Annotated in this window: 30 protein-coding genes; 28 read left to right on the top strand and 2 right to left on the bottom strand. The window is 39.7% G+C overall.

Annotated features, from left to right (window positions below):
• Positions 1-330 precede the first annotated feature (330 nt).
• The 23 genes from pfkA to E7303_RS11120 all read left to right on the top strand — a co-directional run bounded on the left by pfkA (position 331) and on the right by E7303_RS11120 (position 18,479).
• Positions 331-1,299: a 6-phosphofructokinase gene (gene pfkA / locus E7303_RS11230; RefSeq protein WP_022775861.1), complete on the top strand. Its 969-nt coding sequence runs from the start codon at positions 331-333 to the stop codon at positions 1,297-1,299.
• A gap of 122 nt (positions 1,300-1,421) precedes the next feature.
• A complete protein-coding gene (locus tag E7303_RS11225) occupies positions 1,422-2,225 on the top strand; it encodes a TrmH family RNA methyltransferase (RefSeq protein ID WP_022775862.1) in 804 nt (267 codons plus the stop codon).
• Positions 2,226-2,230: 5 nt separating this feature from the next.
• Positions 2,231-3,025: a pyrroline-5-carboxylate reductase gene (gene proC, locus E7303_RS11220; RefSeq protein ID WP_292145382.1), complete on the top strand. Its 795-nt coding sequence runs from the start codon at positions 2,231-2,233 to the stop codon at positions 3,023-3,025.
• 120 nt (positions 3,026-3,145) lie between these two features.
• Entirely contained in the window at positions 3,146-4,258 is a 1,113-nt protein-coding gene (locus E7303_RS11215) for a cell wall hydrolase (protein ID WP_022775865.1), read from the top strand.
• 117 nt (positions 4,259-4,375) lie between these two features.
• Positions 4,376-5,368 (top strand): ornithine carbamoyltransferase, encoded by a 993-nt coding sequence (gene argF / locus E7303_RS11210; RefSeq protein WP_292145381.1) that lies wholly within the window; start codon positions 4,376-4,378, stop codon positions 5,366-5,368.
• Between the two features lie 2 nt (positions 5,369-5,370).
• Positions 5,371-6,243: a biotin--[acetyl-CoA-carboxylase] ligase gene (locus tag E7303_RS11205; RefSeq protein WP_292145380.1), complete on the top strand. Its 873-nt coding sequence runs from the start codon at positions 5,371-5,373 to the stop codon at positions 6,241-6,243.
• 81 nt (positions 6,244-6,324) lie between these two features.
• Positions 6,325-7,140 (top strand): type III pantothenate kinase, encoded by an 816-nt coding sequence (locus E7303_RS11200; RefSeq protein WP_292145379.1) that lies wholly within the window; start codon positions 6,325-6,327, stop codon positions 7,138-7,140.
• Between the two features lie 13 nt (positions 7,141-7,153).
• Positions 7,154-7,612: a DUF6145 family protein gene (locus E7303_RS11195; RefSeq protein WP_292145378.1), complete on the top strand. Its 459-nt coding sequence runs from the start codon at positions 7,154-7,156 to the stop codon at positions 7,610-7,612.
• 81 nt (positions 7,613-7,693) lie between these two features.
• The gene (dusB, locus tag E7303_RS11190) at positions 7,694-8,668 is read left to right on the top strand and encodes a tRNA dihydrouridine synthase DusB (protein WP_292145377.1); all 975 of its coding nucleotides are present in this window, start codon (positions 7,694-7,696) and stop codon (positions 8,666-8,668) included.
• A gap of 162 nt (positions 8,669-8,830) precedes the next feature.
• On the top strand, positions 8,831-9,316 hold the full coding sequence (gene greA / locus E7303_RS11185; RefSeq protein ID WP_022775872.1) for a transcription elongation factor GreA: 486 nt from the start codon (positions 8,831-8,833) through the stop codon (positions 9,314-9,316).
• A 134-nt stretch (positions 9,317-9,450) separates the two neighbouring features.
• The gene (gene lysS / locus E7303_RS11180) at positions 9,451-11,016 is read left to right on the top strand and encodes a lysine--tRNA ligase (protein ID WP_292145376.1); all 1,566 of its coding nucleotides are present in this window, start codon (positions 9,451-9,453) and stop codon (positions 11,014-11,016) included.
• 344 nt (positions 11,017-11,360) lie between these two features.
• Positions 11,361-11,501, top strand: a complete 141-nt coding sequence (locus E7303_RS11175; RefSeq protein WP_292145374.1) for a hypothetical protein — start codon at positions 11,361-11,363, stop codon at positions 11,499-11,501.
• 352 nt (positions 11,502-11,853) lie between these two features.
• Positions 11,854-12,687 carry a hypothetical protein gene (locus tag E7303_RS11170; protein WP_292145372.1) on the top strand — a complete coding sequence of 278 codons (834 nt, stop codon included), beginning with the start codon at positions 11,854-11,856 and terminating at the stop codon, positions 12,685-12,687.
• Positions 12,688-13,073: 386 nt separating this feature from the next.
• Positions 13,074-13,439: a DUF6462 family protein gene (locus E7303_RS11165; protein ID WP_022766300.1), complete on the top strand. Its 366-nt coding sequence runs from the start codon at positions 13,074-13,076 to the stop codon at positions 13,437-13,439.
• A 2-nt stretch (positions 13,440-13,441) separates the two neighbouring features.
• Complete coding sequence (locus E7303_RS11160; RefSeq protein WP_022762244.1) at positions 13,442-13,693, top strand: DUF6462 family protein; 252 nt, start codon at positions 13,442-13,444, stop codon at positions 13,691-13,693.
• Positions 13,681-14,463, top strand: a complete 783-nt coding sequence (locus tag E7303_RS11155; protein ID WP_292145371.1) for a ParA family protein — start codon at positions 13,681-13,683, stop codon at positions 14,461-14,463. The genes E7303_RS11160 and E7303_RS11155 overlap by 13 nt, the downstream gene beginning before the upstream one ends.
• 15 nt (positions 14,464-14,478) lie before the next feature.
• A complete protein-coding gene (locus E7303_RS11150; protein ID WP_292145369.1) occupies positions 14,479-15,399 on the top strand; it encodes a ParB/RepB/Spo0J family partition protein in 921 nt (306 codons plus the stop codon).
• Positions 15,389-15,784: a replication initiator protein A gene (locus E7303_RS11145; RefSeq protein WP_022762241.1), complete on the top strand. Its 396-nt coding sequence runs from the start codon at positions 15,389-15,391 to the stop codon at positions 15,782-15,784. The genes E7303_RS11150 and E7303_RS11145 overlap by 11 nt, the downstream gene beginning before the upstream one ends.
• 21 nt (positions 15,785-15,805) lie before the next feature.
• Positions 15,806-16,840: a replication initiator protein A gene (locus tag E7303_RS11140; protein WP_292145368.1), complete on the top strand. Its 1,035-nt coding sequence runs from the start codon at positions 15,806-15,808 to the stop codon at positions 16,838-16,840.
• Between the two features lie 2 nt (positions 16,841-16,842).
• The gene (locus tag E7303_RS11135; RefSeq protein ID WP_026495860.1) at positions 16,843-17,136 is read left to right on the top strand and encodes a hypothetical protein; all 294 of its coding nucleotides are present in this window, start codon (positions 16,843-16,845) and stop codon (positions 17,134-17,136) included.
• Positions 17,137-17,157: 21 nt separating this feature from the next.
• Positions 17,158-17,670 (top strand): hypothetical protein, encoded by a 513-nt coding sequence (locus tag E7303_RS11130; RefSeq protein WP_292145367.1) that lies wholly within the window; start codon positions 17,158-17,160, stop codon positions 17,668-17,670.
• Positions 17,671-17,810: 140 nt separating this feature from the next.
• Positions 17,811-18,155, top strand: a complete 345-nt coding sequence (locus tag E7303_RS11125) for a hypothetical protein (protein ID WP_292145366.1) — start codon at positions 17,811-17,813, stop codon at positions 18,153-18,155.
• 102 nt (positions 18,156-18,257) lie between these two features.
• Positions 18,258-18,479: a hypothetical protein gene (locus E7303_RS11120; protein WP_292145365.1), complete on the top strand. Its 222-nt coding sequence runs from the start codon at positions 18,258-18,260 to the stop codon at positions 18,477-18,479.
• A 173-nt stretch (positions 18,480-18,652) separates the two neighbouring features.
• On the opposite strand, the gene E7303_RS11115 is transcribed toward E7303_RS11120, so the two are convergent.
• Positions 18,653-19,738, bottom strand: a complete 1,086-nt coding sequence (locus E7303_RS11115; protein WP_292145364.1) for a serine hydrolase domain-containing protein — start codon at positions 19,736-19,738, stop codon at positions 18,653-18,655.
• Positions 19,738-21,297, bottom strand: a complete 1,560-nt coding sequence (locus E7303_RS11110; RefSeq protein ID WP_292145362.1) for a tetratricopeptide repeat protein — start codon at positions 21,295-21,297, stop codon at positions 19,738-19,740. The genes E7303_RS11115 and E7303_RS11110 overlap by 1 nt, the downstream gene beginning before the upstream one ends.
• Before the next feature lie 180 nt (positions 21,298-21,477).
• Between E7303_RS11110 and E7303_RS11105 the strand changes: the two genes are divergently transcribed.
• The 5 genes from E7303_RS11105 (at position 21,478) to E7303_RS11085 (ending at position 26,964) form a co-directional block, all read left to right on the top strand.
• A complete protein-coding gene (locus E7303_RS11105; RefSeq protein ID WP_292145360.1) occupies positions 21,478-21,651 on the top strand; it encodes a hypothetical protein in 174 nt (57 codons plus the stop codon).
• A gap of 149 nt (positions 21,652-21,800) precedes the next feature.
• Positions 21,801-22,091, top strand: a complete 291-nt coding sequence (locus tag E7303_RS11100; protein WP_292145358.1) for a hypothetical protein — start codon at positions 21,801-21,803, stop codon at positions 22,089-22,091.
• A gap of 32 nt (positions 22,092-22,123) precedes the next feature.
• The gene (locus E7303_RS11095) at positions 22,124-22,594 is read left to right on the top strand and encodes a CFI-box-CTERM domain-containing protein (RefSeq protein ID WP_292145356.1); all 471 of its coding nucleotides are present in this window, start codon (positions 22,124-22,126) and stop codon (positions 22,592-22,594) included.
• A gap of 143 nt (positions 22,595-22,737) precedes the next feature.
• The gene (locus tag E7303_RS11090; RefSeq protein ID WP_292145355.1) at positions 22,738-25,929 is read left to right on the top strand and encodes a GH25 family lysozyme; all 3,192 of its coding nucleotides are present in this window, start codon (positions 22,738-22,740) and stop codon (positions 25,927-25,929) included.
• 447 nt (positions 25,930-26,376) lie between these two features.
• Complete coding sequence (locus E7303_RS11085; protein ID WP_292145353.1) at positions 26,377-26,964, top strand: S1 RNA-binding domain-containing protein; 588 nt, start codon at positions 26,377-26,379, stop codon at positions 26,962-26,964.
• Positions 26,965-26,971: the final 7 nt, after the last annotated feature.

Genomic DNA, 26,971 nt, shown 5'->3' with positions numbered 1-26,971 from the left:
ACTGAAATATCAGTCTTTATGCGGGCTTGAGGGGTATTATGAACTAAGATTTATGAGGCTAGACTGTCAAACTTCCGCGTAAATGCCATGTTTTCCCTCAACTTTAATGATTATTAGAAGATTATAGCATCAATGGGATTAACATCCAATACCACAAGAAAGCAGACAATATGATAAAATAATTAGTGAAAATGTTAAAAAAAATTGAAATAAGAAACGTTTCCGTTGCAGATTTAAATTAATTGCGCTAATATATTGTAGAAAAAATGTCATAAATTTATCAATAATTATTGTGTTAAGGTATTGCATTATAGGAATCGAGGAAATCATATGGCAAAGCAGATAAAAACAATCGGCGTATTAACAAGTGGTGGTGACGCACCTGGAATGAATGCTGCGATCAGAGCAGTTGTTCGTAAGTCTTTAGCTAATGGTCTTAAGGTTAAGGGTATCAAAAAAGGATACATGGGCCTTCTCAATGAAGAAATCATTGATATGGACAGGAGAAGCGTATCCGATATCATCCAGCGCGGTGGTACAATCCTTGGAACAGCACGTTGCATGGAGTTCACAACACCTGAGGGACAGGCTAAGGGAGCTGAGATTTGCCGTAAGCATGGTATAGATGGAGTTATCGTTATCGGTGGTGACGGTTCTTACAGAGGTGCTCAGAAACTTTCACAGCAGGGCATCAATACAGTAGGTATCCCTGGAACGATCGATCTTGATATTTCCTGCACAGATTACACAATCGGATTTGATACAGCTATCAACACAGCTATGGAAGCTATCGACAAGATCCGTGATACATCTTCATCACATGAAAGAGTTAGTATCGTAGAAGTTATGGGACGTCATGCTGGTTACATCGCTCTTTGGTGTTCAATTGCTAACGGTGCTGATGATATCCTTCTTCCAGAGAAATATGATTACAATGAGCAGCGCATCATTGATAACATCATTGATAACCGTAAGAAAGGTAAGACACACCACATCATTGTAAATGCTGAGGGTATCGGACATTCAACATCAATGGCTCGTAGAATTGAGGCTGCAACAGGTCTTGAGACAAGAGCTTCTATCCTTGGTTACATGCAGCGTGGTGGTAGCCCAACATGTAAGGACCGTGTATATGCTTCAATGATGGGATGCTATGCAGCAGATATCCTTGCAGCAGGCAAGACAAACAGAGTAGTAGGATATCGCAATGGCCAGTTCGTTGACTACGATATTGACGAAGCTCTTGCAATGAAAAAGAATATTAACGAGTACATGTACGAAATCGCACGTATTCTTTAATTACATATTTGATGAAAAAATGATTCAACGGCGGATTTTTTTATATCCGCCGTTTTTTTATCCTTTGTTTATTGTGTTATACTATATACACTAATCGGGTATATGTAATAAGAGGAAAGATAATGATAACAAGTACTAATAACGATAGAGTAAAACAGGTGGTAGCCTACGTGCAAAAGAGCAAGGCCCGCAAGGACGGGGATGTCTTTGTCATTGAAGGCATGAAGATGCTAAGAGAAGCGCCTGTTCTTCAGGTAAGAGAAGTCTATGTGACAGGCAGATTTCTTGATAAGGCAACTGAGGAAGATAAAGAGATCCTTTGGCGATACGGTGCAGAGGAAGTTTCAGATGATGTCATGAAAAAAATGGCAGATACCCAGACACCTCAGGGAGTTCTAGCGGTAGTTTCCCAGTATCATTACACAGAAGAGGAAGTTTTGGAAGGCTATAATAAGGACGATGAAGGTGCTAAGCCACTTATTCTTATCCTTGAGAATATTCAGGATCCGGGAAATCTTGGAACAATGCTTCGTTCGGGCGAAGGCGCAGGAGTGACCGGAGTTATCCTCAGCAAAGGCTCAGCAGATATCTATAATCCAAAAGTCATCAGATCCACCATGGGCTCAATTTTCAGAATGCCTTTTATATATGTAGAAAACCTTGCAGAAATGATAAAAAAACTCTCTGCAAATGGCATAAATACTTATGCTGCGCATCTTAAAGGAACCAAAAACTATGATGAGTTCGACTATACAAAGCCCACAGCTTTTTTGGTAGGAAATGAAGGCAATGGCCTTACAAAAGAGACTGCGGATGCAGCAACTGAGTACATTCTGATACCAATGAAGGGTGAAGTTGAATCAATGAATGCTGCAACATCAGCGGCAATACTTACATTTGAAGCATCAAGACAAAGAAGGGGGTAATTAAAATGACAATAGGTTTTATCGGACTTGGAAACATGGCAAAGGCCATGATCGGTGGCATCTTAGCCAAGGGACTTATGGGACCAAATGAGATCATAGGAACAGCGGCAACTGAGACCACAAGAGCAAAGGTTGCAAACAAGTACGGAATTCAGACAAGAAGCTCTAACGAAGCAGTAGCCAAGGATGCAGACATCATCATCCTTGCAGTTAAGCCACAGTATCTTAAGGTTGTTATTGCGGACATCATGGACAGCGTAGATGACAGCAAGATCATTGTCAGCATCGCAGCCGGAAAGACTATTAACTGGCTGGCAAAAGAGTTCGAGAAACCGGTTAAGATCATAAGAGTAATGCCTAACACACCGGCTCTTGTTTTGGAAGGCTGCTCTGCAGTTTGCAGAAATGATCTCGTTACAGATAATGATTTCCATTTCGTTATCGAACTTTTGGAGAGCTTTGGAAAAGCCTACACAGTTCCCGAATCCATGATGGATGTAGTAGTTGGAATCAGCGGTTCATCACCTGCTTATGTATTTCTTTTCATCGAGGCAATGGCAGATGCTGCGGTTGCAGGCGGAATGCCCAGAAAGCAGGCCTATGAGTTTGCAGCACAGTCAGTTCTTGGAAGCGCAAAAATGGTTCTTGAAACAGGCAAACACCCGGGTGAGTTAAAAGACATGGTATGCTCTCCTGCAGGTACAACTATCGAAGCTGTACACGTCCTTGAAAAGGAGAGATTCAGAGGAACAGTAATGGATGCAGTCCAGGCCTGTATTGAAAAAAGCCGCAGTATTTGACAAAAAATCATATGTTTGTTAATATCTCTTTCAGAGTGTTTTCGACTTGGTAACAAGTTGAAATATTTTCGTAACATTTACCCAGGCGATCGCTAGGGTAGCAAAGAGGAAAGCAAAGATATGAAAAAAAAGCTAGAGTTATCCCGTGGGATAATGAGACTTATCATGATTTGCGGTCTCATCTTAGTTCTATTTGATTCCCATGAGATGACGGTACATGCAGGTGGAGGAGCTAACAGCATTTCTGTTTCTGCGGGCATTTCTAACATTGTTAGTCCGATGACACCTTTGGGAATTGATGTGACAGCTACAGAAGTTAAGGTGGCGGCAAGCGTGGAGAAATCTACTGAAGCAAGCTCTGCCTCATCTTCAGAAGAGACTGAATCAACCTTAGTCATGTCCAATGTGGGCAAGGCTATGAATGTAAGAGAAGAACCCTCAGAGGACGCTCAGAAAGTCGGAGTTCTTTATAAGGACTGCGGAGGAAAGATTCTTGAGAGGAAAGACGGTTGGACTAAGCTGCAGTCAGGCGACCTGATCGGATGGGCCAAGGATGAGTATCTTTTATTCGGTGAAGATGCTGAGAAACTTGCGTCTGATGTAGGTAAACAGCTTGTAACAAGCCAGAGCAGTGCTCTAAACGTTAGAAGTGAGGCGTCAGAGGACTCAGAGATTATCGGAGTTCTTGGTGAAAAAGCCTTTGTAGATATGATCGAGGACCTTGGAAATGGTTGGATCAGCGTAGACTACAACGATGAGACAGGATATGTGCAGTCAGAGTACGTTACCACTGAGTTCAAGATTGACCAGGGTGAGACAATAGCAGCGATCAAGATCCGTGAGGAAGAAGAGAAAAAGAAATCCCTCACAAAGAACACAGGCGCTGTAAGCGCAGACGCAGATGAAGTTAAACTTCTTGCAGCACTTATCCAGTGCGAGGCAGGTAACCAGCCATATGAAGGACGAGTTGCGGTAGGTGCGGTAGTTATGAACCGTGTTAAGAGCGGCGCTTATCCTAACAGCATTTACAGTGTAATTTATGCATCAGGTCAGTTCACACCGGCACTTAACGGAACAGTTGCCAAGGTATACAACAGCGGCAAGATTTCTGATACTAACTATCAGGCAGCTCAGGCAGCTATAAATGGCGAAACAACTGTTGGTACAGCCCTTCACTTCAGAAGGATCAACGGAAGAGAAGGAATTATCATCGGAGCGCATGTATTCTGGTAATGCATAAAAATTGAATATTTATTCAAAATCATTCACATAAATGAATATTTATGCTAATATATAAGGGATTGCAGTAGCAATCCCTTATACTATTTCCAGAAGAACGGAGGATGAGATATGAATTTATTCGGACGCGACTTTTTGAAACTGTTGGACTACACACCAGAGGAGATCCTTTATCTTGTTGATCTTGCAGCAGAGTTAAAAGAGAAAAAGAAAAATGGTGTACTTACTGATGTCTTAAAGGGCAAGAACATAGCTCTTATTTTTGAAAAGACCAGTACCCGTACCAGATGTGCTTTTGAAGTAGCTGCTCATGATCTTGGAATGGGTTCGACATATCTAAATCCAAACGATTCTCAGATCGGGAAAAAAGAAAGCATTGCAGATACCGCAAGGGTTTTGGCAGGAATGTTTGATGGAATCGAGTACCGTGGATTTGAGCAGGAAATAGTTGAGACTATAGCCAAATACAGCAAAGTGCCCGTATGGAACGGACTTACCAATGAGTTCCACCCAACACAGATGCTTGCTGATGCACTGACCATAAAAGAGCACTTTGGAAAGCTTTCAGGAATACATCTTGTATATATGGGCGATGCAAGATACAATACAGGTAACTCACTAATGGTTCTGTGTGCAAAACTCGGAATGCATTTCACTGCGGTATCCAATAAGAAGTATTTCCCATCAGAGGAGCTTGTTAAGACTTGCCAGAAAATAGCAGCACAGACAGGCGCAGTAATTGACTTTTCAGAGAATCCATTGGAGGGAACAAAAGGGGCAGATGTTATTTATACAGACATCTGGGTATCTATGGGAGAGCCGGATGAAGTATGGGAAGAGAGAATAAAAGACCTCGAACCCTACCGCGTAACTATGGATATTATGAATAATGCAGGTGAAAATTGTGTATTTATGCATTGTCTTCCATCATTCCATGATCTTAACACAGGCATTGGTAAGGACATAAAGAATAAATATGGCCTCGATGAAATGGAAGTAACTGACGAAGTTTTTGAATCAGACAGATCGATCGTTTTCGAAGAGGCAGAAAATCGTATGCACACTATCAAAGCAGTGATGTATGCTACTTTAAAGGAAGCCTGAAAATGTTAACTAAAGAAAATATTGAAGGGCAGCTCCATACAAAATGGGCTGCCCGTAATCTTGTCTACAAGGATGTAACAGATTCAACAAATAACGATGCCAAAAAACTGGGAGAAGAGGGCGCGCCACATGGAACTCTTGTGGTGGCTGACAAACAGACAGTTGGCAGAGGGTCACGGGGGCGCAACTGGGAGACTCCGAGCGGAACCAATATCGCCATGAGCCTTATGATAAGACCCGATGCGCCACCTGAGAAGATTTCCATGCTGACTCTTATAATGGGGCTTTCAGTGGCTGAGGGCATAGAGAATGCGATCATTCAGGCCAGGGACCAGCAGCTTGGCAAAAGAACTGACGTTGATATTTCAAGACAGCTCCTTTCTGAAGTAAAGGTTTTTCCCCTGATCAAATGGCCAAATGACGTAGTCATCGCAGGTAAAAAGATCTGCGGAATCCTCACTGAGCTTCACATGAAGAGCGACAACACCATAAATGACGTGGTCATAGGCGTTGGAATAAACGTCAATATGAGAGATTTCCCTGATTCCATAAAAGACATAGCCGGGTCCATCCTTTCTGAGACCGGTATCATTACGGATAGAAGCGCGGTTGTTGCCCACTGTATGAAATGTTTTGAAGATAACTACGAAAAATACAATAAGACTTTTGACATGTCTCTTTTAAAAGAGCAATATGAAAAGAGACTTATTAATATAGATAAACACGTCAGAGTGCTCGACCCCAAAGGCGAGTACGAAGCTGTCGCAAGAGGTATTACTAATGAGGGAGCCCTCATCGTTGTTACTAATGATGGTAAGGAGCGCATCATAAACGGCGGCGAAGTCACAGTCAGAGGACTTTACAGCTACGTGTGAGCCCGGAAGATAGCAATTATTCTTTTTATGGTATGATCGAATAAAAAATGAATATTCTTTTTTAGACAATAGGAGAAAGAAATGATTCTTGTAATTGACGTTGGTAATACAAATATTACTTTTGGCGTATATTCAGGAGAGAAGCTTGTTACTTCATTTAGAATGATCTCACAGATCTCTCATACATCTGATGAATATGGACTTAACCTCATATCTCTTTTGAACCTGAACAATATTAAAAAAGAAGATATCGAAGGCGTAATGATCGCAAGTGTTGTGCCGCAGGTTATGCATGCTCTGGTTAATTCAATTCTGAAATACCTGGGCAGAAAGCCATATATAGTTGGCCCCGGCATCAAAACAGGAATCAAAGTTAAGATCGACAATCCAAGAGAAGTCGGTCCGGACCTCATCGTTGACGCTGTTGCCGGATTTGAACTATATGGCGGTCCTGTACTTATCATTGACTTTGGAACCGCAACTACTTATATTATTGTAAATGAAAAAGGCGAGTTTTTTACCGGAGTGGTATCGCCGGGTATCAGAATATCAGCAAAAGCCCTTTGGGAGGACACAGCTAAGCTTCCTGAAGTTGAGATCAAAAAGCCCGAGAGCATCCTGGCAAAAGAGACAATCTCCAGCATGCAGGCGGGACTCATATACGGGCAGATCGGCCAGACCAAGTACATTGTTAATGAGATGAAAAAAGCTTCCGGCTATACTGACATGAAGGTAGTTGCAACGGGAGGCCTTGGCAGGATCATTGCTGCTGAAACAGAAGAGATAGATGTCTACGACCCAACCCTTACACTCAGGGGACTTCAGATTTTATATGAGAAAAACAGAAAGAGCAAACCTCAGCTTCACGAATTTGAAGATGGTGACAGACCGGAATAATTGGAGTTAAAGAATGAGCGCACAGGATTTTGAAAAAGAATACAAAAAAGAATTTGAGGAAAAAGAAGACTTTAAGATAGATGAAATGCAAAAGACCAATAAGGGCAGAGTATTCGAAGAGGCAGCCGGCGGAAGGATAGTTCTTTGCGGAGCCAATGCCTATGAGCAGAAATACTATTTTAACCCCTTGTTCAAAGAGATTCCTGAAAGCATTAAAAAAGAGCTGAATATCATCAGTGTTCTTTTTACTCAGGAAGCAGGTGGAATCTTCACGATCGTATTTGAAGAGGATGGAAGTATCAGCATCGAGACAAACGCCGATGAAGAGGACATCACATACGACGAGATAACAGCAGGTCTTTTGGTAGGAGAAGTAAGAAGAAAGAGACAGGACCTCTTCGAGGCTCTTGGACTCTACTACAGGATCTATGTTCTGCACGAGAATCCGGCTGATATCTTGGATGAAGACTGAGATAGCAGATCCAGGATTTGCGTGAGCGGGGCTTATTCTGGCGAGCAAAGCGAGAGCAGAACTACATTAGATAGGAGAAAGATGAGCGGATACGGCAAGTTACAGATTGGCAACGTAACCCTTGATAATAATATAATACTTGGACCAATGGCAGGTGTATCTGACCTGCCTTTTCGTCTGTTATGCAGAGAAATGGGCGCGGGGCTTGTGTGCATGGAAATGGTAAGCGCCAAGGCCATTACCTATAAAAATAAGAACACCGGAATGCTGATGGATATTCATGAGGATGAACATCCGGTATCCCTTCAGCTCTTTGGCTCCGAACCAGAGGTCATGCAGCAGGCAGTAGAGATGATAAAGGACAGACCTTACGATATCCTGGATGTAAACATGGGCTGTCCTGTTCCCAAAGTTGTTGGCAATGGTGAGGGATCAGCCCTTATGAAAAATCCGGAACTGATACAGAAGATTGTTGCTGCGCTTGTGGAAGTTTCTGACAGACCTGTCACGGTTAAGATAAGAAAAGGCTTTAATGATAAGAGCATCAACGCGGTAGAGTGCGCACTTGCTGCGCAGGAAGGCGGAGCGGCAGCAGTTGCAGTTCACGGAAGAACCAGAGAGCAGTATTACTCAGGGAAGGCCGACTGGTCAATCATCAGACAGGTGAAAGAGGCAGTTAAGATCCCCGTTATCGGAAACGGCGATGTGGTAGACGGAGAGAGCGCAAAGAGAATGTTTGATGAGACAGGGTGCGACGGCGTAATGGTCGCAAGAGCAGCTCAGGGCAATCCATTTATATTCAGAGAGATAAAGAGCTTTTTTGAAACAGGAATGACTTGTCCACGCCCGACCAATAAGGAAGTCTACGATACCGTCATAAGACATGCGGATCTGCAGCTTAAGTACAAGGGCGATTACATCGGAATTAGAGAGATGAGAAAGCATGTTTCCTGGTACACAACAGGAATGGCGGGAAGTGCCAAATTCAGGAATCAGATAAACCAGATGGAAGACATGGATTCCCTAAAAAAAGCCTGTGCAGAAATAATGCTTTAAGGCAATTATTAAATGTTTAGAAAATTGTCTAAAATAGTGTTTATGTTTCATTGACATGAATAGTTATAGACTGTATAATGGCAAAGTTAAAAGTAGCTTGTTTAGCAAATGCTTTTATATAGATTTATTATTCAATCTTTATGAAGGGTAGGGAATATCATAATGGAAGAAAAGAAAAACATATTAACTTATGAAGGACTTAAAAAGTATGAAGATGAGCTTCATGAGTTAAAGGTAGTTAAGCGTAAAGAAGTAGCTGAAAAGATCAAGGAAGCCAGAGAACAGGGCGACCTTTCTGAGAATGCTGAGTACGATGCAGCAAAAGACGAACAGCGTGACATCGAGGCTAGAATCGAAGCTCTCGAGAAAATCCTTAAGAACGCAGAAGTCGTTGTAGAAGAGGATGTAGACCTCAACAAGATCAGCATCGGTTGTAAAGTTAAGATTCGTGACCTTGAGTTCAATGAGGATCTTGAATACAAGATCGTAGGTTCATCAGAGGCAAACAGCCTTAAGGGTAAGATTTCAAACGAGTCACCGGTTGGAAGAGCTCTTATCGGTGCTAAAAAAGGACAGACAGTTTCTGTAGAGACACAGGCTGGTGTTCTTAAGTACAAAGTACTTGGAATTGAGAGATCAGAGAACTGATAAAACTATCGGCCTCTGAGTATTGCAGAGATGTAATTTATGAGCCAGCGGTCAGAAGACTTGCTGGCTCTTTATATCGTACCCAATCACTAATCAAGAATATAGCATATACATGCTCATAAGGAGGAAGTAAAGTGGCAGATAATAATCAGCAGAACAACAATGCACCACAGGAAGACGTTGGACGTCTTCGACAGGTTAGAAGAGATAAGCTTTCTGAGCTTCAGGCAGCAGGAAGAGATCCTTTCCAGATCGTAAAATACGACCAGACACATCATACAAAGGAGATCAGAGACAACTTTGATTCATTAGAGTTTGTTCCTCCTGTAGACGAAGAGGGTAAGGCAGTAGTAGTTCCTCTTTCTGATATACCTTCAGAGAAGCTTGTTTCACTTGCAGGCCGTATGATGAGCAAGCGTGTAATGGGTAAGGCTTCTTTTGCTAATCTTCAGGACAGAGATGGCCGCATGCAGCTCTACGTTTCAAGAAACGATCTTGGAGACGAGGCTTATGCTGATTTCAAGAAAATGGATATCGGTGACATTATCGGTGTTAAGGGCTTTGCTTTCAGAACAAAGACAGGTGAGATCTCAGTTCATGTTAAGGAGCTGGTTCTTTTATCCAAGTCTCTTATGCCACTTCCTGAGAAGTTCCATGGACTTACTGATACAGAAATACGTTACAGACAGAGATACGTTGACCTCATCATGAATGAAGATGTTAAGGAAACATTCAAGAAGAGATCAGCTATCATCAGAGAAATTCGTAACTTCCTTGCAGACAGAGATTTCATGGAAGTAGAGACTCCTATGCTTGTTGAGAATGCAGGTGGCGCAGCTGCAAGACCATTCTTCACACATTACAATGCTCTTGATGAAGAGAGAAAGCTTCGTATCTCACTTGAGCTTTACCTTAAGAGACTTATCGTTGGCGGCATGGAGAGAGTATTCGAGATCGGCCGTGTATTCAGAAACGAAGGTACAGACACAAGACATAACCCAGAGTTCACACTTATGGAGCTCTATCAGGCATATACAGATTATGAAGGTATGATGGAACTTACGGAGAGCATGTTCCGTTACCTTGCTGAGAAGGTTTGTGGCACAACACAGATTCCTTACGGCGACAATATCATCGACCTTGGTAAGCCATTCGAGCGTCTTACAATGAATGACGCAATCAAGAAATATGCAGGCGTTGACTTCGATACAGTTAAGACTGATGAAGAAGCTAAGGCTATTGCTAAAGAGCGTGGTGTTGAATTTGAGGATCGTCACACAAAGGGCGACATCATCAACCTTTTCTTCGAAGAGTTCTGCGAAGAAAAGCTGATCCAGCCTACATTCATCATGGATCATCCTCTTGCAATTTCACCTCTTACTAAGAAGAAACCTTCAGATCCTGAGAAGGTTGAGCGTTTCGAGCTCTTCATCAATACTTGGGAGATGTGTAACGCTTATTCAGAGCTTAACGATCCTATCGATCAGCGTGAGCGTTTCGCTATGCAGGATGCCAATGCAGCAGCCGGTGACGAAGAAGCAGAGCACACAGATGAAGACTTCCTCAACGCCCTTGAGATCGGTATGCCACCAACAGGCGGTATCGGCTACGGTATTGACAGACTTTGCATGTTGTTGACTAACAGTGCAGGTATACGTGATGTGCTGCTCTTTCCAACCCTAAAATCTCTTGATAAGTAAACCTCAGTATTCATGCGGGTTTGCGGAGATTTTTGATTTGAAATTTTTTTAGAACACTTAAATACATCAAAAATCATTATTGCTCTGAAATCCAGTGTTTATGCGGATTTCAGAGCAATTATTCTGACAACAATTTATTTGTTTGACAACATTTTGACCACACCTGATCAATGCAGCCAAGTATCGGCGCGGCATTTTGTGTGTGGCAATCTTTTAAATCTCGGCGCAGATGCGCTATCAGTGAGTCCTATTCACGGACTACTATTCCATTTTTGCTTTTTAGAGGGATTTATTTTACGGTAAAGGGCTATCTTATCCGTACAAATGGTGTGTAAAAAGCTCTTTTGGCAGATGATGTACGGATAAAAGTGCTAGTAAAGAGCCATCTTATCCGTACAAATGGCGCAGGAAAAGCTCTTTTGGCAGATGATGTACGGATAAAAATGCTAGTAAAGAGCTATCTTATCCGTATAAACGGCGTGTAAAAAGCTCTTTTGGCAGATGATGTACGGATAAAAGTGCTAGTAAAGAGCTATCTTATCCGTACAAACGGTCAGTAGACAGCTCTTATACCACATAATATACGGATAAGATGGCGTATAGTCTGTAATCTTATCCGTACAAGGGAAGAGCAGGGAACAAGAGATAGCTATGTTGTACGGATAGGAACAAAGAATAGCATTGAACTTATCCGTATGGCATGGATGATAGGACCAGATGATAGGGTGATAGGACCAGATGATAGGGCGATAGGACCGGATCATAGGCCTGATGGCTGGTGCATGAAAAAAGCGTGTATGAAAAAAGATAAAGATAAATAATAACAGAGGAAAATCTATGACAAATTATAATGAGATAATTGGTGAATTACAAAAAAGAAAGGTGCAACTTGAAGCGAGTATAGCCATAGCAAATAAAAAGATTGAGAAATTGCCAGATGGAAAGCTGCGGATTTCGTACTGTAGAGGGAATCCGCAGTATTACAAGATTATTGACTCTGCCGATACTCACGGGAAGTACATCAAAAAAAGCGATTTCAAGATAGCACAAGAGCTGGCGCAGAAGGATTATCTGAAAAAGATTATTGATGTAGCGCAGGAAGAACTAAAAATTGTAAAAAGAGCTATAGGTGCGGGCACCAACTTCCCAAAAACAAAGGAAGATAATCAGGGAATTATTACTCCGGAGGCGGTATATGACGGTCTCAAGAAGGAAAGAAGAATTCTCGTGTCTCCACTTTTGATAAGTGATGAGGAGTATGCCAGAAGATGGAGTGAGGAACAGTTCCGCATCAGCACTTATAAACCAGAGGAAAAAATATATGCAACCAGGCGTGATGAGGTGGTGCGATCCAAGTCGGAGATGGTGATTGCGGATATGTACTTTGAGATTGGAGTTCCATACAGATATGAGTGCGAGCTGCGGCTCAAGAGCGGTGTCATCAAATACCCTGATTTTACATTACTTAACAAGAGGACGAGAGAAGTTATATATCACGAGCACCTTGGCAGGATGGATGATGAGAAATATCGGAAAAAGAATCTGCGCAAGATAGAGGAATATAGAAGAAACGGAATTTTTGTGGGGAAGAATCTCATCCTGACTTTTGAAGAGGATGGATGTCCGTTCAACATAAGAGAATTCGAAAAGAGCATAAGGGAGATTATATAGATGCTTTTTCTGAGTGTTACAATTATAAGGAGTTATCGGTTACGGAATAGATATGCTTGAGGTGTTACTAACAAAAGTTGCGGCAATCAGAGACGTATTGTTGTTCCCGACACTTAAGTCCATGAAGTGATAAGCCCAGTATTCATGAGGGTTTTTGAGATAAGGAATGTCATTTTGACAAACTCCTGACAAACGGGAGATGAATTTAGAGGTTTGTAGATGCGCTCAGAGGCGCACCGTTAAAAACAGAAAACTTTTTTTCGATAACTTTACAAAAGGTTATAAGAGCTACTTTTTAGAAAACAAAATTCTAAGAAGTAGCTCTTTTTTGTTGGCTAATTCATGGATGGTTCTTCAGCACATAAAAAATAAGGAGGACATCATACATGAAAAGAAAAAAAGAAGACAGACCGTATTTTGATGATAACCGTGATTATGTTGGCGAACTTGAAAATGAGAATGAGAAAAACAGTCCATTTAACCGGGAAGTTATAGTCCAGGAGAAAGTAGTGATGCGTACCTTGAGGAAAAAGTGGCTCAGATATAGGGATGCAGAAATTGTTTACAGCCTTGAGCATAAGAAAATCCTTGAGATGGCAGACCAGGCAGGAGCGATTTATAGGAGAGAAGGAACTGTTCTGATCAACAGAGACATCTTTGATGAGTACCTTGAGAGATTCCACCAGCCTGCAGGAATGTATCAAACAAATGGTAATCGGGAGAAAAAAGTTTTGGAAGAGAGGGAGGGCTGAATATGTTCGGAACAATATGGATGTTCTCTGATCAGATTGATGATGAAGATATTCTGTTTGCCCAGAGAAGTTTTATCACCTACAACATGGCCATTGATTACTACAAGATGAGCTACAGGGCAGTTACTCGTGTGGCAGACAGGTCCGGTGCCTTTTACAAACTTCATAAAAAGGTTCTCATAAACAGGGCAATCTTTGAGGACTACTTAAGAAAAAATGGAAAAGATGGGAGGAAAAAAGTATGTGCAAAGTAATCGCAATCGCAAATCAGAAAGGTGGCGTAGCTAAAACCACAACTGCAATGAATCTTGGAATAGGACTTGCTAACAAGGGGCATAAGGTACTTTTAATTGATAACGATCCACAAGGGAGCCTTTCTATCTGCATGGGATATAAGGATCCTGACAGCCTTGAACTCACTATCGTTGATGTTATCGAGAAGATTGTTAATGAGGAAGATATTCCGGAAGGTTTCGCTATCATGCACCACAGCGAGAACGTAGATCTTCTTCCTTCAAATATTGGATTATCCGCTGCAGAGGTATCACTTGTAAACGTAATGAGCAGAGAACTGGTACTTAGGGATTATGTGGAACAGATAAAGGACCAGTATTCATACATCATTATTGATTGCATGCCATCTCTGGGTGTTATGACTGTAAATGCACTTGCTTGTGCTGACACTTGCCTCATACCCTGTGCCGCAGCGTTTCTTCCTGTAAAGGGTCTTCAGGCACTGCTTAAGACCATCTATACAGTAAAGCGCAGGCTTAATTCAAAGCTTGAGATTGAGGGAATCCTATTAACAATGGTTGATAAGAGAACCAACTATGCTAAGGAAATTATTGCAGAGGTTAATGAGGTATATGGCAAAAGCCTCCGAGTCCTTCCTACAGAGATTCCGCTATCAATCAGAGCAAGTGAAACATCTGCTATGAGTAAAAGCATATATGAATATGATCCAAAAGGCAGGGTGGCAAGTGCCTACAGTGAACTTACAGATTTTGTCGCAGATAATTCATGAAGGGGGTAATCAGATATGGCTGCTAGAAGAGAAAAGATACATTTTGAATCAGTAGATGAGCTCCTTGGAGCGCCGGAATTTAAAGAAGGTACCGAAGAAATACAGATAAAAAAAGTACATCCATTTAAAGATCATCCTTTTAAAGTAGTTGATGATGATAAGATGGCGGAACTTGTAGAGAGTATTAAGGTAAATGGGATTTTGTCTCCAGTACTTGTAAGACCGGACAACCAGGGCGGTTATGAGATGGTTTCAGGACATAGAAGAATGCATGCCGCTAAATTGGCAGGGCTTGAAGTTATGCCAGCGATTGTAAAAGAAATGTCCGATGATGAAGCAGTAATAATCATGGTGGATTCAAATGTCCAACGAGAAGAGATTTTACCTAGCGAGAGAGCCTATTCTTTAAAAATGAAGATGGATATTGTCAGAAAGCAGGGAAAGAGAAATGACCTCAATGGAACTTCTGGCACTGAGTGCCAGAAGTTGACCGGCGACAGTGTAGGAGAAGAATTTGGTCTTAGAGATAGGCAGGTCAGAAAATATGTAAAGCTCACAGATCTGATTCCTGAACTGATGCAGATGGTTGATGAAAAAGTTATTTCAATAGGAATGGGCTATGATATTTCTTTCTTTGATAAGGAAGTCCAGAAGTGGATCTACGAATACCGAAAAGAAAACGGCGTTCTCAGACCAGAACAGATAGAAGCACTTAAGGCGCAGAAGAATCTTGAAAATATGCAACAGTACCCAGTTATACAGGTTTTGAACAGTGCGTTGCCTGAGCCTAAAACAAACGGAAAGGTCTCATTGTCAGAAAGAAAATTAAATAAGTATTTCCCTTCACATATGCCTTCAAGGGAGCGTGAAAAGGTTATCCTTGAGCTTCTTGCAAAGTGGAAGGAAGAACAGGAGGAAATAGCAGATGAAACTTGATTATCATTACGGACGACAGGCATTCCAGTATGCCATGGTAGAAATTCCACTGCTTATGTTTATTGACGATGCGTTTGAACCACTGTCTATAGAAGCAAAGGTTGTATATGGAATCCTGCTACAAAGGATAAGGCTGGCAAATAGAAATGGCTGGCGGGATGAAGAAGGTAGGCTTTACGTGGTATATCCGCTTGAACAGATGCATAAAGATATAGGACTTTCAACAAGAACAATCAGCACAGCACTGAAGCAATTGGAAGATATCGGAATTATTGATATCTGTATAAGAGGTCAGGGAAAACCAAATCTGTACTACGTGAAGAACTTTATATACAAGGATGAGGAAAACTGTTCCAGAGGTGCAAAAATTGCATCTCTGGAATAAGGAAGGGGGAGAAGAAATAAAATGAAATTTGAGTATTTTAATGGGAGGGAACCGATATCAAACAGTTATATGGCACTTCCCAAATGTTTTCACAGTGATCCTGTGCTGAACAAGGTATCGGTCAATGCAAGATATCTGTATGCGCTACTATTGGACAGAATGAAACTTTCTGCCATCAATAACATGGTTGATAAGGAAGGAAAAACCTATGTTTTCTACGATTGGGAAGATGTTCATGAGGCAACAGGCTTAAGTAAGAATACAGTATATAAGCTTTTTGAGGAACTGGATTCTGAAAAAGGGATTGGTTTGATAGAGCGTGTGAAGATGGGGCAGGGCAAACCATCACGAATATATGTCATGAGGATTGTTGAGGCAGAACAAAATGTGGATACAAATGCACCTGAAAACCATAATTCGGAAAAAGTGCAGAAACTCACAATTTGTGATTCAAGCAAAAAAGAAGATGTTTCTGAATACCAAAAATTGAACCACCAAGGTCAAAATTGGGATTCAGAAGTCACAGATCTGGGCTCTCCAGAATACCAAGAATTGGGACGTAATAAGAATAATATTAATAAAAATAATTATAATAATAATCTTATCCGTATCTATCCCAGTAATAATATAGCTCCCAAGATGGATGGGATGAGATCAGATGTTGAAGAAACTGCTGCAAGGGCTTATGTCAGAGAGGAGATTGGTACGGATGTACTGTGCGAGAGGTTTCCGGAGGATGAGGGGATTATACGGGGAATAGAGGACCTTTTGGTTGATGTCCTTACTTCTAACCGCTCAAAGATATGGATCGGCAGCGAGGAAAGGGAAATAAACTCGGTAAAGGGGAGATTCATGAAGCTTGACAACATGCTCATCGAGGATGTTGTAGCAAGCTGGAAAAACCTTACTGAGGTGCCAAAGAATCCGAGAGCATATTTGCTGACGATGCTGTATAACGTGTCTATAACACACGTTGCACAGATAACTGCTGAAGTCAATCATGGTATGAGATATGGCTTCGGCGTAACTGAAAATCAAGAATTGATGGAGGGTTGATTATGTTTATCTTAAAGCTTTTACTGAAAATTGCATTGTTTCCGGTATTTTTGATCATGTGCTTTATCAAGAGTTGGGTAGGTGTTCTGTCCAAGATCGGCTGTTTGATTCTGGGTCTGTTTTACTTGCTGATGCTGGGAATAATCGTGATGTACATTAGTATGAAAATGTGGGATGCAGTGTTTATGGGAGTTGCATTCTCTTTTGCGGCATTTCTTGTGACTTTTGGCGCGGTTGCAGTGGGTGTTGCGATTGAGGATATTACAGACAAACTTAGTAATATACTTGCATCATGACAGAGAGAGGGGGAGATAACGATGAATTTATGGGATGTTAAGGGAGTACCACACAAAGGCTGGAAATGTGAAGGTGTAATTGATGTTGGGGATGGAGAATCGTCCAGCGATGAAATTGAATATGAGCAGTGTGAAATGTGCGGAAATGAGAGGATCCGATATGTGCATATCATGAGGCATGACAATTATTTTAGGGAACTGAGAGTTGGATGTGTGTGTGCAGAGAAGATGTCTGGCGACTATGAGAATCCAAGAATGGCTGAAAATGCTTTGAAAAACAAGCTTCTCCGAAAGAAGAATTATCTGAAAAAGCCCTGGAAATATAATCCGGCAAAGGGCACTTACAGCAAGAAATACAAGGGTAATTACATTACTCTGGTGAAAGGGAGATATGATAGCTGGGGGATATACTGTGATAAATACAGATTGTGGCAGGTTAGAGGTCAGAAGATAAAGGACTTCAAGGCGGCAGAGGCTCTTGCATTTGAACTGTATGAGCTTAGCCATAAGAGGCAGGAACCAATGGCAGCATAAAATATTATAAATTTTCAAAAGTTGCGCCAAACGCAAGTTTAAAATGATAGCATGGAATTATAAAGAAATTTTCTAACTTGAACCAAATTTAAGTCATTAGTGTTGGCATACTTGATAATAAAAGACTTGGAGGTCTCGTGATGAAAAAGAAGGATAATTCTGATCTTATGCTATTGAAAATGGTGGCTACGAAAGAACCTGATTTACGAAAGGTATGGCCAAAGGCTTTGGCAAACTACATGTTTAGAGAAATAATTGAGGATGCCCATGCTAAGTATGGGATTTCCCAAGAAGATATGAGGGAGATGAACAAGAAAGCTGCCAATAGAGCAAAAGCGTTTCTTGATGTGATAGTCCCGGATCCGAAGATGTTCCAGGCATTTGCTTCTTATGCTGCTTTTGTTATGGAGTGGGATGAAGCAGAGATAACTGAGGAGGAACAGAATATAATAGAGGAATTAGGATTGATGGCAGATTCATTATAAAAAATAAAATATTAAACGCTATATGCTGTATGAGGTACATAACCAATGTACAATATAAAGTAGAGACAGACAATCAAGGTGTTAGATTCCAAGGAGGCAGTGATGATAACTGAGTTCCCACGAAGGATAACTATTGACGGGTTTGTATATGAGAAGCAGAGTCCTCATGATGATGCGATGTACTATGATTCTAAGGATAATCCATCAGAGATTACCAGCCGCTACATCAGCCTTTATCCTAATGGCGAGCTTACCTATTTCTGGAATGGAATTGAACAGAGATGGAACAAGCACTTTGAAGTTGTAAAAGAGATAGCAAACTGATCACCGGTATTACAGAGTTTTTGGATTATGCAGAGACTCTTTTTGTGCTTACAGATGGTAATGTGTCGGAATCAAGGGACATTATTGCAGTTGGGAGAGCATCGTAGTGGGGACCACGGGTTCGAATCTTGTGTGAGCTTTTATGTAGTTTTGTGTCGGGATGAATGTATGGGCTAATTATTTATCAATTCTGTACAGACAATATCGACTAATACATCCTTACGATATACGTAGTCGCTGGTACAAAAAACGGATAACTGTTCTTTATTATGTGTACTGGCACACCGATTATATATTCTGTTTGAGCAGATAGTTATAAAGATGTCGGATTCCGGATCAATTACAAGATAAGTTCCAGTATATCCAGAAATGGCAAATGCGCTATCGCTTAGCCTAAAAGATACTTCGCTGTTCTTTTGATCAAATGCCTTCCTGTAACATAAGAGCCCTAAGCGCTGTGGTGGAATACATAGATCATACTTATGTGATGTGATCGTATTTAAGCTCTTTCTGGATATTATGGAGTTGGAAAGGATAGCTTGGCTGAATATGGAAATATCTTCTGGAGTTGAAATAATACCTGCGTGTCCAGAGACTTTTAATATTTGGGATTTAGGGTCATGCACAGTTCCTAAGGGTAGGTGCTTAACGATTACCCCGTTAGGAGACAATATATGCTCATTATCGTAAGACTGAATTCTGCTATGAAGTGAATTATTGTAATCATTCCACCAGAACGTATTGTTTAGATTGTTCTTATGCCATAGTTTTTTTGAGTAATCATAAAGTGAGTCGGAAAGAGTTTCGTCAATAAGAACTGACATTACTATAGCGCCCATATCACTGTACTTTAATGGTTTGTCAATAACATGAATGTTTTTTATTGCCTGAATTGCTTCATCGTGTGATGTGAAGGAATCTATGCGTTTGTCTGTTGATAGAGAAACAGAAAAGTTCAATAATTCATAAAGCCTTAGACGCTCGATATTTTTGAAGCTTTTTGAATAATCGCCAACCTGAGCATCTAAGCTTAACACTCCGCTTTCTATCAGATTCATTACAATAATTAGAAAGAATAGTTTCGTGACTGAGGCAATATCATAAAGGGTACTGGATGATACTTTGCTGTGAGGGTTTCCACTGATTTCTCCGTTGCATATTGTTTCTTTGTGTGTGCTCGTCCCATAAGAGATGACGATACCATCAGTCCATCCCTCATTTATAATTTTCTTTGCTTCGCTATTTATGGATTCTATCATTATAGGTCCTCTACTGAGTTTAGAATTGACAGAAGGCTATTCAATTCTGACTGATCATATTTTTTACCGTAAACATCTGCAAGCTTTTCTTTAACCATATTGATAGCTTTTTGGTTTTTGGTTTCAACCAGTTTTAACACATGATTTATAATTATGTTTTTGTTTGTCCTTGGATAATTGTCTGGAAACTTTGTTATAAGGTTTGCGTATGCCCAGCCACTATTTATATCTTTAAAGGATTCAATAGCATCTTTATAGTATTTTTTGGCGAGGTCGGGATCGGCATATCCAGGGTAAGATACATTGTCCACCATACCTTCGTAGTAAAAGTTTCCTAAAGCATTTAATGCCCAGGGTTCATGGGTTTCTGCTTGCATGCTTAAATATTTTAGGTATTTGTTTAGATTGTCAATAGAACTATCACCGTTAGTTATTTTTCTTTGGTATATCTTGGCTAAGTTACCATATGCGTATGAGTAACCTGCATTTGCGGCTTCCAAAAACAGCTCAGTTGCATCTTTCTTTCCGGTTATTTTCTTGATTCTGTTTTTGATGATCGATATGTTTGGAAGATCTTCCTCGCTTATTTGTAGTATCTTACCAAGGATGTTTGCAGCAGCAGGATTTTTGACGGCTTTAAGAGAATTGATTGCTTCTGTGGTCGCATAATCAACTTGTTCAAATCTACTCATTTTCTCTAATTCAGGAATGGATTCACATTTTTCGAGGCTAGTACCAGGCTGGTGATAATTAAAATAAATATATGCAAGACTCCAATATGCAAGAGGATTAGTGAGTTCTTTTGAAGTAAGCCTCTTGTAGCAATCAAAGGCCTTATTGATGTTTCTATCAGGTCCATTGCTAACGCCATAATAAAGCATGTCGGCATATTCATACAGAGCAAACAAATTTGGTTTATCACGCATTGCCATAGATATAATAGTGCGCCTTCCAGGATCTGAAGTGACGCCATATCTACAAGTGACTTCATTATTGAATTCTTCTAAATGTTCTTTATAGTCATTGCCAAATTCAAAATTGCGAGGAAGCTGCTTGAAAACAGCTAAATAAATGAGTAAGTAGATATGATATTCTAGGGATGTAATCTGGTAATCATCATGGCGGATGATGTAATTGATTAGGTCATCTTTATCATCTGAGTAAGATTTTGTGATTTTGCAAGTGTTGTCGTTATTTTGGTTTGTGTCGCCATAATCTTCAGTGCTAGTCAAAATTTCGATTAAATCATTGTTCAGATCCATTTTATGATTTGTACCAATGTTTTTTAGTATATTTTCGCGAATGTTATACTTTAAATTCCACTGGCCTAGTGGGGTTAAATCTGGATTGTCCTGATTATCGCAACTCAATCTATCTGCAAAGATGTCTTTCATTCCCTTTGTGAAGTAGTCGTATTCAATGATATGAGCCATTGGATTTATCTTATCGTTTACAAGCTTTTCAAAGAAATCACCCTGGTTTTTTACACAATGATATTTCTTTTGAAATAGATAATATAGTTTACCAATGAGACCTAATGTTTCACTTTTTCTGGGCATATTCTTACCTTTCCGTTTGTTACATTTTTTATTACACAAATATTTGAATAATAATACAGATTATACGCTTAATATACATTACGATTATATCATAGTATTTAATTAAGGCAGAACAGCAGACATTTCATAGCAAATGTAATGCGTGCCAATATCAAGCCTCGTAGAGAATGGAGGTGGATAATGATAGTAATACCTGCTGAGAAAATCAGAAAATATGTAACATATTCTGTTGAGGAGGAAAGGTGGATACATGATCCTGAAATGCCCATGGAATTAGAACCGGAATTTCAGTTATTTTCTGAAATGGCGATGAAATATAATTGTTTATCATATGATGGAACAGATAACTATTGATAGATAGTGATTTTTTTTAACTGTGAGCAACAAGTGAGTAGCATTGGCGCGGCATTACGTTATAAAATATATCTAGAATACTGTACAAGGTAAATTTGCAAAACTGTATAAGCACAATGATTTGATTTTTGAGTCAGAAGGGTGAGCATATGGGGTTATTAGAAAAAATATTTGGAAGATCAAGTTCATCAAAACAGTCAAATACTAGAGCAAGTGATGTTGCAGCGGCTTTTGTTTCTGCATTTAGGAATAGAGCATCGGTTGAAGAACTCAATAACATGTCAGAGGAGTTAGTGACGCTTGCTCAGATTTATTGGAACAAGGGTGATTTTGATAGCTATAAGATAATTCTATCCGCTGCGGAAGAAACGTCATACATGTATCAAGGGGACAAGTATCCTCATGATTTGGTTGAGGAGATTATTAGAAACTCTCATTAAACATGAGAGCATTGCGATATTTGGAGGTTAAAATGGGCGACTGGGTTAGAGATAACACGTGTGGTACTTGTACTCATTATGAGTATGCTGGTGAAAACGAGAAGGGATATTGTAGTTATTACAAGTCCTATTATTTTAGTGATGATACATGCAGCCACTATGAAAAGAGTGATTCGTATAGTTCTGGCAGCTCGGGCTGCTTTTTGACTACAGCTTGTTGTGAATATAAAGGATTGCCTGATGACTGTCATGAACTCGAAACTATGAGAAAACTGCGTGATCAATATATACTCAAACAACCTTATGGGAATGAAATAGTGCAAGGTTATTATGAGGAAGCACCGTTTATTGTAGAGAAGATTAAGAATTCGGAGGATTCCGCAATAATTCTTGAATCTATCTATAAATCCGTTTTGAAAATTGTTGAATTGGTAGAAATGGGAAAAAATGATGAAGCAATTATTTCATATATGTTAATGCTTCATAAGCTCTCTAAAATTTAATTATTTAGTTAAACATAAAGCCTAATGGCTGTGACATATGTGATGTAAGGCATAGCCAATAATGAGATGGCTGTGCTTTTTTGATATTTAGAAAAGATATTCATTTCAAATAATCAAAAAGAATAATACTCGGGAGACTGGCTATGTACGAATTTTTGAAAGATAGTACGGATGAAATAGTTCTTGAATATGACAATAAATATGAGAATCTATCACATGAAGATTTAGCACCTTTATGTAGACAAGGGGATTTAATTGCTCTTTATGAAATGGGGAGCAGATGTTGTCTTGGGGTTGACGGCGAAAAAGCAGATCCTATGGCTGCCAGACAATTTTTTGAGAAAATTTTGCATATTCAGAGGAATGCTAGAGCAGTTTATCTTTTGGGTGAAATGTATCGTGATAGAGAATTTGGAAGCGAAAATGAGCCAATTTGTCGAGAGTGTTATGAGTATGGACATGAGTGGGGAGATGCCAGATCTGCAGAAAAACTAGGGCTGTTATATAAATGGGGTGAATTTGTAGAAAAAGACTTGAATAAGGCTATAAGCTTATTTAATGAGGCAATAGACTTAGGAGACGATCATGCGTATTTTAATCTGGGAGATACGTATATAGAACTAAAAAACTACGTTTTAGCTAAGGAGTGCCTGGAGAAAGCTGTAGAGGCGGAAGACTATTCTAATATACTGTTGGGGAACCTTTATGAAGATGGTGCCGGAGTAGCCCAAGATTATGACAAGGCGCGTGAATACTATGAAAAAGCTTATGGCTTAGAAATAATTGAGGGGGCTTACTTTCTGGGAAGGCTATATCTTTCTGGAAAAGGAGTTAGCGAAGATGTCGATAAAGCAAGAAAATACATTGAAGAAGCTGTCAATGGTGGGTATGAACGAGCATATTATGAACTTGGAGCAATTCATGTACATTATGCAGAAAAGGGAATTGATGCCGAAAGCAATTTAAATAAAGGAATTGATTTTTTGAAAAAAGCCCCGGATTATTTGGATGATGTGACATATCAAATGCTTGGCATTGCATACAGATTATTAGGAAACTTAGAGAAGGCGCGCGATTGTTTTAGCGAAGCATACAAACTGGGTAATCCGGAAGCAGAAAAATCTCTAAGAGCTTTAGATGGTGAGAGTGCAAGTACACATAGAAAAGAGTTATTAAAAACAGACATAAACAAATTACTTGAGCTCTATGCTGCAGGTGAAGAAGATGCTGCTTTTGCGATCGCAAACTCGTATTCACAAGGCATCAATGGTGCCGAGGTTGATTATGTCAAAGCATATGCATTTTTTTCATACGTTTGTGAAAAAAAACTACCAGGCAAAAACAACGCTTTATTAGCCATGGCAAATATGATTATAGATGGATATATTCCTGGAAAATCTGCAAGCGAAGGGATATCCATCGCAAAAAAGTTGGCTGAAGAAGGATTTACACTATCATATCCATTATTGGGTGAAGTATATAGAAGAGGCCGCGGTGTTAGTCCTGATTATGAAAAGGCAGAATATTACTATAGAAAAGGAGCTGAACAAAATAATAACACTAGTAGGTGCTGCCTAGCTGAGATGTACTTTACGGGGCAAATTTCAGGTAAGCAGAATCTTGTAGAGGGCATTAAGCTATTAAAAGAAGTGTTGGCCGTACAACCTGAAAATGAAACTGCACGATGGTATATGTCGTGTTTTGAATTTGATGGAGTTAAAGAAAATGGTGAACAAATAGTAGAAAAGAATTCGCTGCATGCGTTGGAAGAAATGGAACGTCTCGCAGATAAAGGATCCATAAATGCTATTAAGAGATTAGCTGAAATATATGAAAAAATAGACACGTCATTTTTTGATCTTCAAAAAGCAATAAAATATAATAAGCTACGTTTGGAGAAAGGGGATTTATATGGAGCTGTAAGTCTGGCAGCTATTAATATTCTCGATGAATATCAGCACCAGACCGATACGACAAATGAAGATGGTGTGAACTATGCAAAAATGTATATAGAAAAGTCGTCCGAGAGTAGAGGACTCAAGGAAACTATGCTAAAGCTTATGATGGGGGTATACCAAAAGCGTGGATTAGACACGGTATATTCAAGGGAAGGGATGCAATATATTTTTGACAGTTTTGAAAGATATCCGTATGAATACTTTTCAGACGCTGGATTAAATACATTAACTGAGATTATCGAATGGATTTATCCATATGTGGGCGCACCGTATGACCGGCTTAAAAGAATATGCCAGAAAAATACATATATTAGCCGTGCTGCTGACAGAATACTTTCGAATAATAGTGAATATATGGGAGTTATTACAACGCTGGCAGAGCCGGAAACTGTGGAAGAGGAACCACAAGAAAAGTGGAAAGGACAGCAGGATTCCAATGAAAGTAGAAATGCTATACTTGGGGGAATTATTGTTGTTGCTTTAATTGCTTTTTTCTTTTTGCTTTTTAAGTTGATGGGTGGAGGACAAAATCAGAACAGTGTCCAGAATAATGAAACAGAGAAAACGGAGGTGGCAGTTGCACAAGAAGAAACTGGAAAACAGAATAATGAAATAAAGGATATCCTAGAGAATGGGACGTTTACATTTGTCGATGGATATGGAAACAGTCGCGAGGTAGAGCTGAATAATTCGATTAAACCCTGTGTTTATGATAAAGAGGGGTTTGAAATTATAAATGGTAGGGCAAAGTATGAAGACGAAAGGTATTCGTCACGCTGTGGAATAGATGTATCAAAATTTCAAGGAACTATAGATTGGCATGCTGTAAAAAACGACGGGATAGATTTTTGCTTTATACGTATTGGTAATAGAGGGTATAGCCAGGGTGTTATTAATTTGGATCCTGAGTTTATTAACAATATAGAAGGGGCAAAGGAAGAAGGACTGGATGTGGGGATTTACTTTTTCTCGCAAGCTATCACCGAACAGGAAGCTATTGAGGAAGCAGATTTTGTGGTTGATAATTTGACAGGGTATACGATAGATTTACCGATTGTATATAATACCGGAAAAATATCAAAAGAAGACTCTAGAACAGATAATATTTCAAATGAACAAATTGCTAAGAATGCAAAGGCTTTTTGTGATAGGATTTCTGATTTAGGGTATAATGCTGCTCTTTACACAGATATGCTTTGGGAAGCATATGTTTTTGATATGGAAAAAATGGGAGATTACAAGATTTGGTATTCTGATTATTACTCAGAAAAACCACAAACACCATATGATTTTGAGTATTGGCAGTACTCTAATCAGGGGAGAGTTGCGGGGATTAGTACGGACGTTGACTTAGATATACAGATTTATGAAAAATAATCGATGTATAAGGGGCTGTTTATTAGGGAGTGTGGTTAAAATGCGGAGGCTAATTAAGCCCTTTTAGCAAGACATTCAGGGTAGTGTTTTTGTTACGTTTTTCTTACATTATCTGTATTATCATGCTAAATACTTTGAGTGATATATATTTTAAGCTTGTTGTAATCTAAGTGATAGATTCTTTTGGAATACAACAAGCTTTTATATGTTGTCAAATTAGTCAATGATAATTACAACGCATGAAAAAGAAGAAACATTTAAATGATTTTTTATATATTGTAGCGCTGGGATTATTGATATTAAAAGTATAATTACATAGAATATAATTATTGGGAATTGTCAGTGTTTAAGGCGTTTTGCAAATACAGGATTAATACTTTCATGGGAATTGAAAGATAATTATCATAATAAAGAAAAGTTAGAGATGGCTTGAAAGGAGCAGTTTAAATGGAGAACCTAACCTGTGACATTTGTGATGGAAGACTTGTAGTAGATAAAGGTGGTGCAGTCTATTGCTCGCAATGTGGTGCTGTATATACTATAGCTGCGATGCGAGAGAAGTACCAAAAGATGAGTAATACTGGGAATGTTGGAGCTGATTTTACGGAAAAACAATCAACACAACCTTTTGAAGACGGGGCTAGCAATGTGATAAGAAGAGCAACTGTGCTTTATGAACTTGGTGATCTTGATTCCGCTGAAAGCATATGCAAACAGTATCTATCCCAGCATCCAGATGATGAAATGGTGCGTAGTGCAATTGATAATTATGAAAGCTTTAGGAGGTCTGTAAAAACTGAGGGCACAATACTTAAAGGGAAAGTGGTATCGATTGAAGAATTTGGTGTGTTTGTTGAGTTTTATAAGGGTTGCGAAGGAATGGTTCATATTTCTCAGCTGAGTACAACCAAGTTAAATAGCTGCGATGAAGTTTGCAATATAGGAGATATTTTGTGGGTGAAATGTAAGGGCCTCGATAAGATGGGGCGTCTTTCATATTCTGCAAAAGATTGTGCGGAAAAAAATGGATTCTGATCAATGT

Source organism: Butyrivibrio sp., from assembly GCF_015056685.1.
GTDB lineage: Bacteria > Bacillota > Clostridia > Lachnospirales > Lachnospiraceae > Butyrivibrio.
Note: the sequence above shows the minus strand (reverse complement) of the source record. Positions and strands in the feature narration are given on the sequence as shown.

Coding starts and splice junctions, on each gene's coding strand:
- E7303_RS11150 (WP_292145369.1), top strand. CDS start 14,479: ATGGCTGCTAGAAGAGAAAAGATACATTTTGAATCAGTAGATGAGCTC.
- dusB (WP_292145377.1), top strand. CDS start 7,694: ATGAGCGGATACGGCAAGTTACAGATTGGCAACGTAACCCTTGATAAT.
- E7303_RS11195 (WP_292145378.1), top strand. CDS start 7,154: ATGAGCGCACAGGATTTTGAAAAAGAATACAAAAAAGAATTTGAGGAA.
- E7303_RS11155 (WP_292145371.1), top strand. CDS start 13,681: ATGTGCAAAGTAATCGCAATCGCAAATCAGAAAGGTGGCGTAGCTAAA.
- pfkA (WP_022775861.1), top strand. CDS start 331: ATGGCAAAGCAGATAAAAACAATCGGCGTATTAACAAGTGGTGGTGAC.
- E7303_RS11130 (WP_292145367.1), top strand. CDS start 17,158: ATGAATTTATGGGATGTTAAGGGAGTACCACACAAAGGCTGGAAATGT.
- E7303_RS11105 (WP_292145360.1), top strand. CDS start 21,478: ATGATAGTAATACCTGCTGAGAAAATCAGAAAATATGTAACATATTCT.
- E7303_RS11095 (WP_292145356.1), top strand. CDS start 22,124: ATGGGCGACTGGGTTAGAGATAACACGTGTGGTACTTGTACTCATTAT.
- E7303_RS11090 (WP_292145355.1), top strand. CDS start 22,738: ATGTACGAATTTTTGAAAGATAGTACGGATGAAATAGTTCTTGAATAT.
- E7303_RS11215 (WP_022775865.1), top strand. CDS start 3,146: ATGAAAAAAAAGCTAGAGTTATCCCGTGGGATAATGAGACTTATCATG.
- E7303_RS11170 (WP_292145372.1), top strand. CDS start 11,854: ATGACAAATTATAATGAGATAATTGGTGAATTACAAAAAAGAAAGGTG.
- argF (WP_292145381.1), top strand. CDS start 4,376: ATGAATTTATTCGGACGCGACTTTTTGAAACTGTTGGACTACACACCA.
- E7303_RS11125 (WP_292145366.1), top strand. CDS start 17,811: ATGAAAAAGAAGGATAATTCTGATCTTATGCTATTGAAAATGGTGGCT.
- E7303_RS11165 (WP_022766300.1), top strand. CDS start 13,074: ATGAAAAGAAAAAAAGAAGACAGACCGTATTTTGATGATAACCGTGAT.
- E7303_RS11085 (WP_292145353.1), top strand. CDS start 26,377: ATGGAGAACCTAACCTGTGACATTTGTGATGGAAGACTTGTAGTAGAT.
- E7303_RS11100 (WP_292145358.1), top strand. CDS start 21,801: ATGGGGTTATTAGAAAAAATATTTGGAAGATCAAGTTCATCAAAACAG.
- greA (WP_022775872.1), top strand. CDS start 8,831: ATGGAAGAAAAGAAAAACATATTAACTTATGAAGGACTTAAAAAGTAT.
- E7303_RS11145 (WP_022762241.1), top strand. CDS start 15,389: ATGAAACTTGATTATCATTACGGACGACAGGCATTCCAGTATGCCATG.
- E7303_RS11200 (WP_292145379.1), top strand. CDS start 6,325: ATGATTCTTGTAATTGACGTTGGTAATACAAATATTACTTTTGGCGTA.
- E7303_RS11115 (WP_292145364.1), bottom strand. CDS start 19,738: ATGATAGAATCCATAAATAGCGAAGCAAAGAAAATTATAAATGAGGGA.
- E7303_RS11225 (WP_022775862.1), top strand. CDS start 1,422: ATGATAACAAGTACTAATAACGATAGAGTAAAACAGGTGGTAGCCTAC.
- E7303_RS11120 (WP_292145365.1), top strand. CDS start 18,258: ATGATAACTGAGTTCCCACGAAGGATAACTATTGACGGGTTTGTATAT.
- E7303_RS11135 (WP_026495860.1), top strand. CDS start 16,843: ATGTTTATCTTAAAGCTTTTACTGAAAATTGCATTGTTTCCGGTATTT.
- E7303_RS11160 (WP_022762244.1), top strand. CDS start 13,442: ATGTTCGGAACAATATGGATGTTCTCTGATCAGATTGATGATGAAGAT.
- E7303_RS11140 (WP_292145368.1), top strand. CDS start 15,806: ATGAAATTTGAGTATTTTAATGGGAGGGAACCGATATCAAACAGTTAT.
- E7303_RS11110 (WP_292145362.1), bottom strand. CDS start 21,297: ATGCCCAGAAAAAGTGAAACATTAGGTCTCATTGGTAAACTATATTAT.
- E7303_RS11205 (WP_292145380.1), top strand. CDS start 5,371: ATGTTAACTAAAGAAAATATTGAAGGGCAGCTCCATACAAAATGGGCT.
- proC (WP_292145382.1), top strand. CDS start 2,231: ATGACAATAGGTTTTATCGGACTTGGAAACATGGCAAAGGCCATGATC.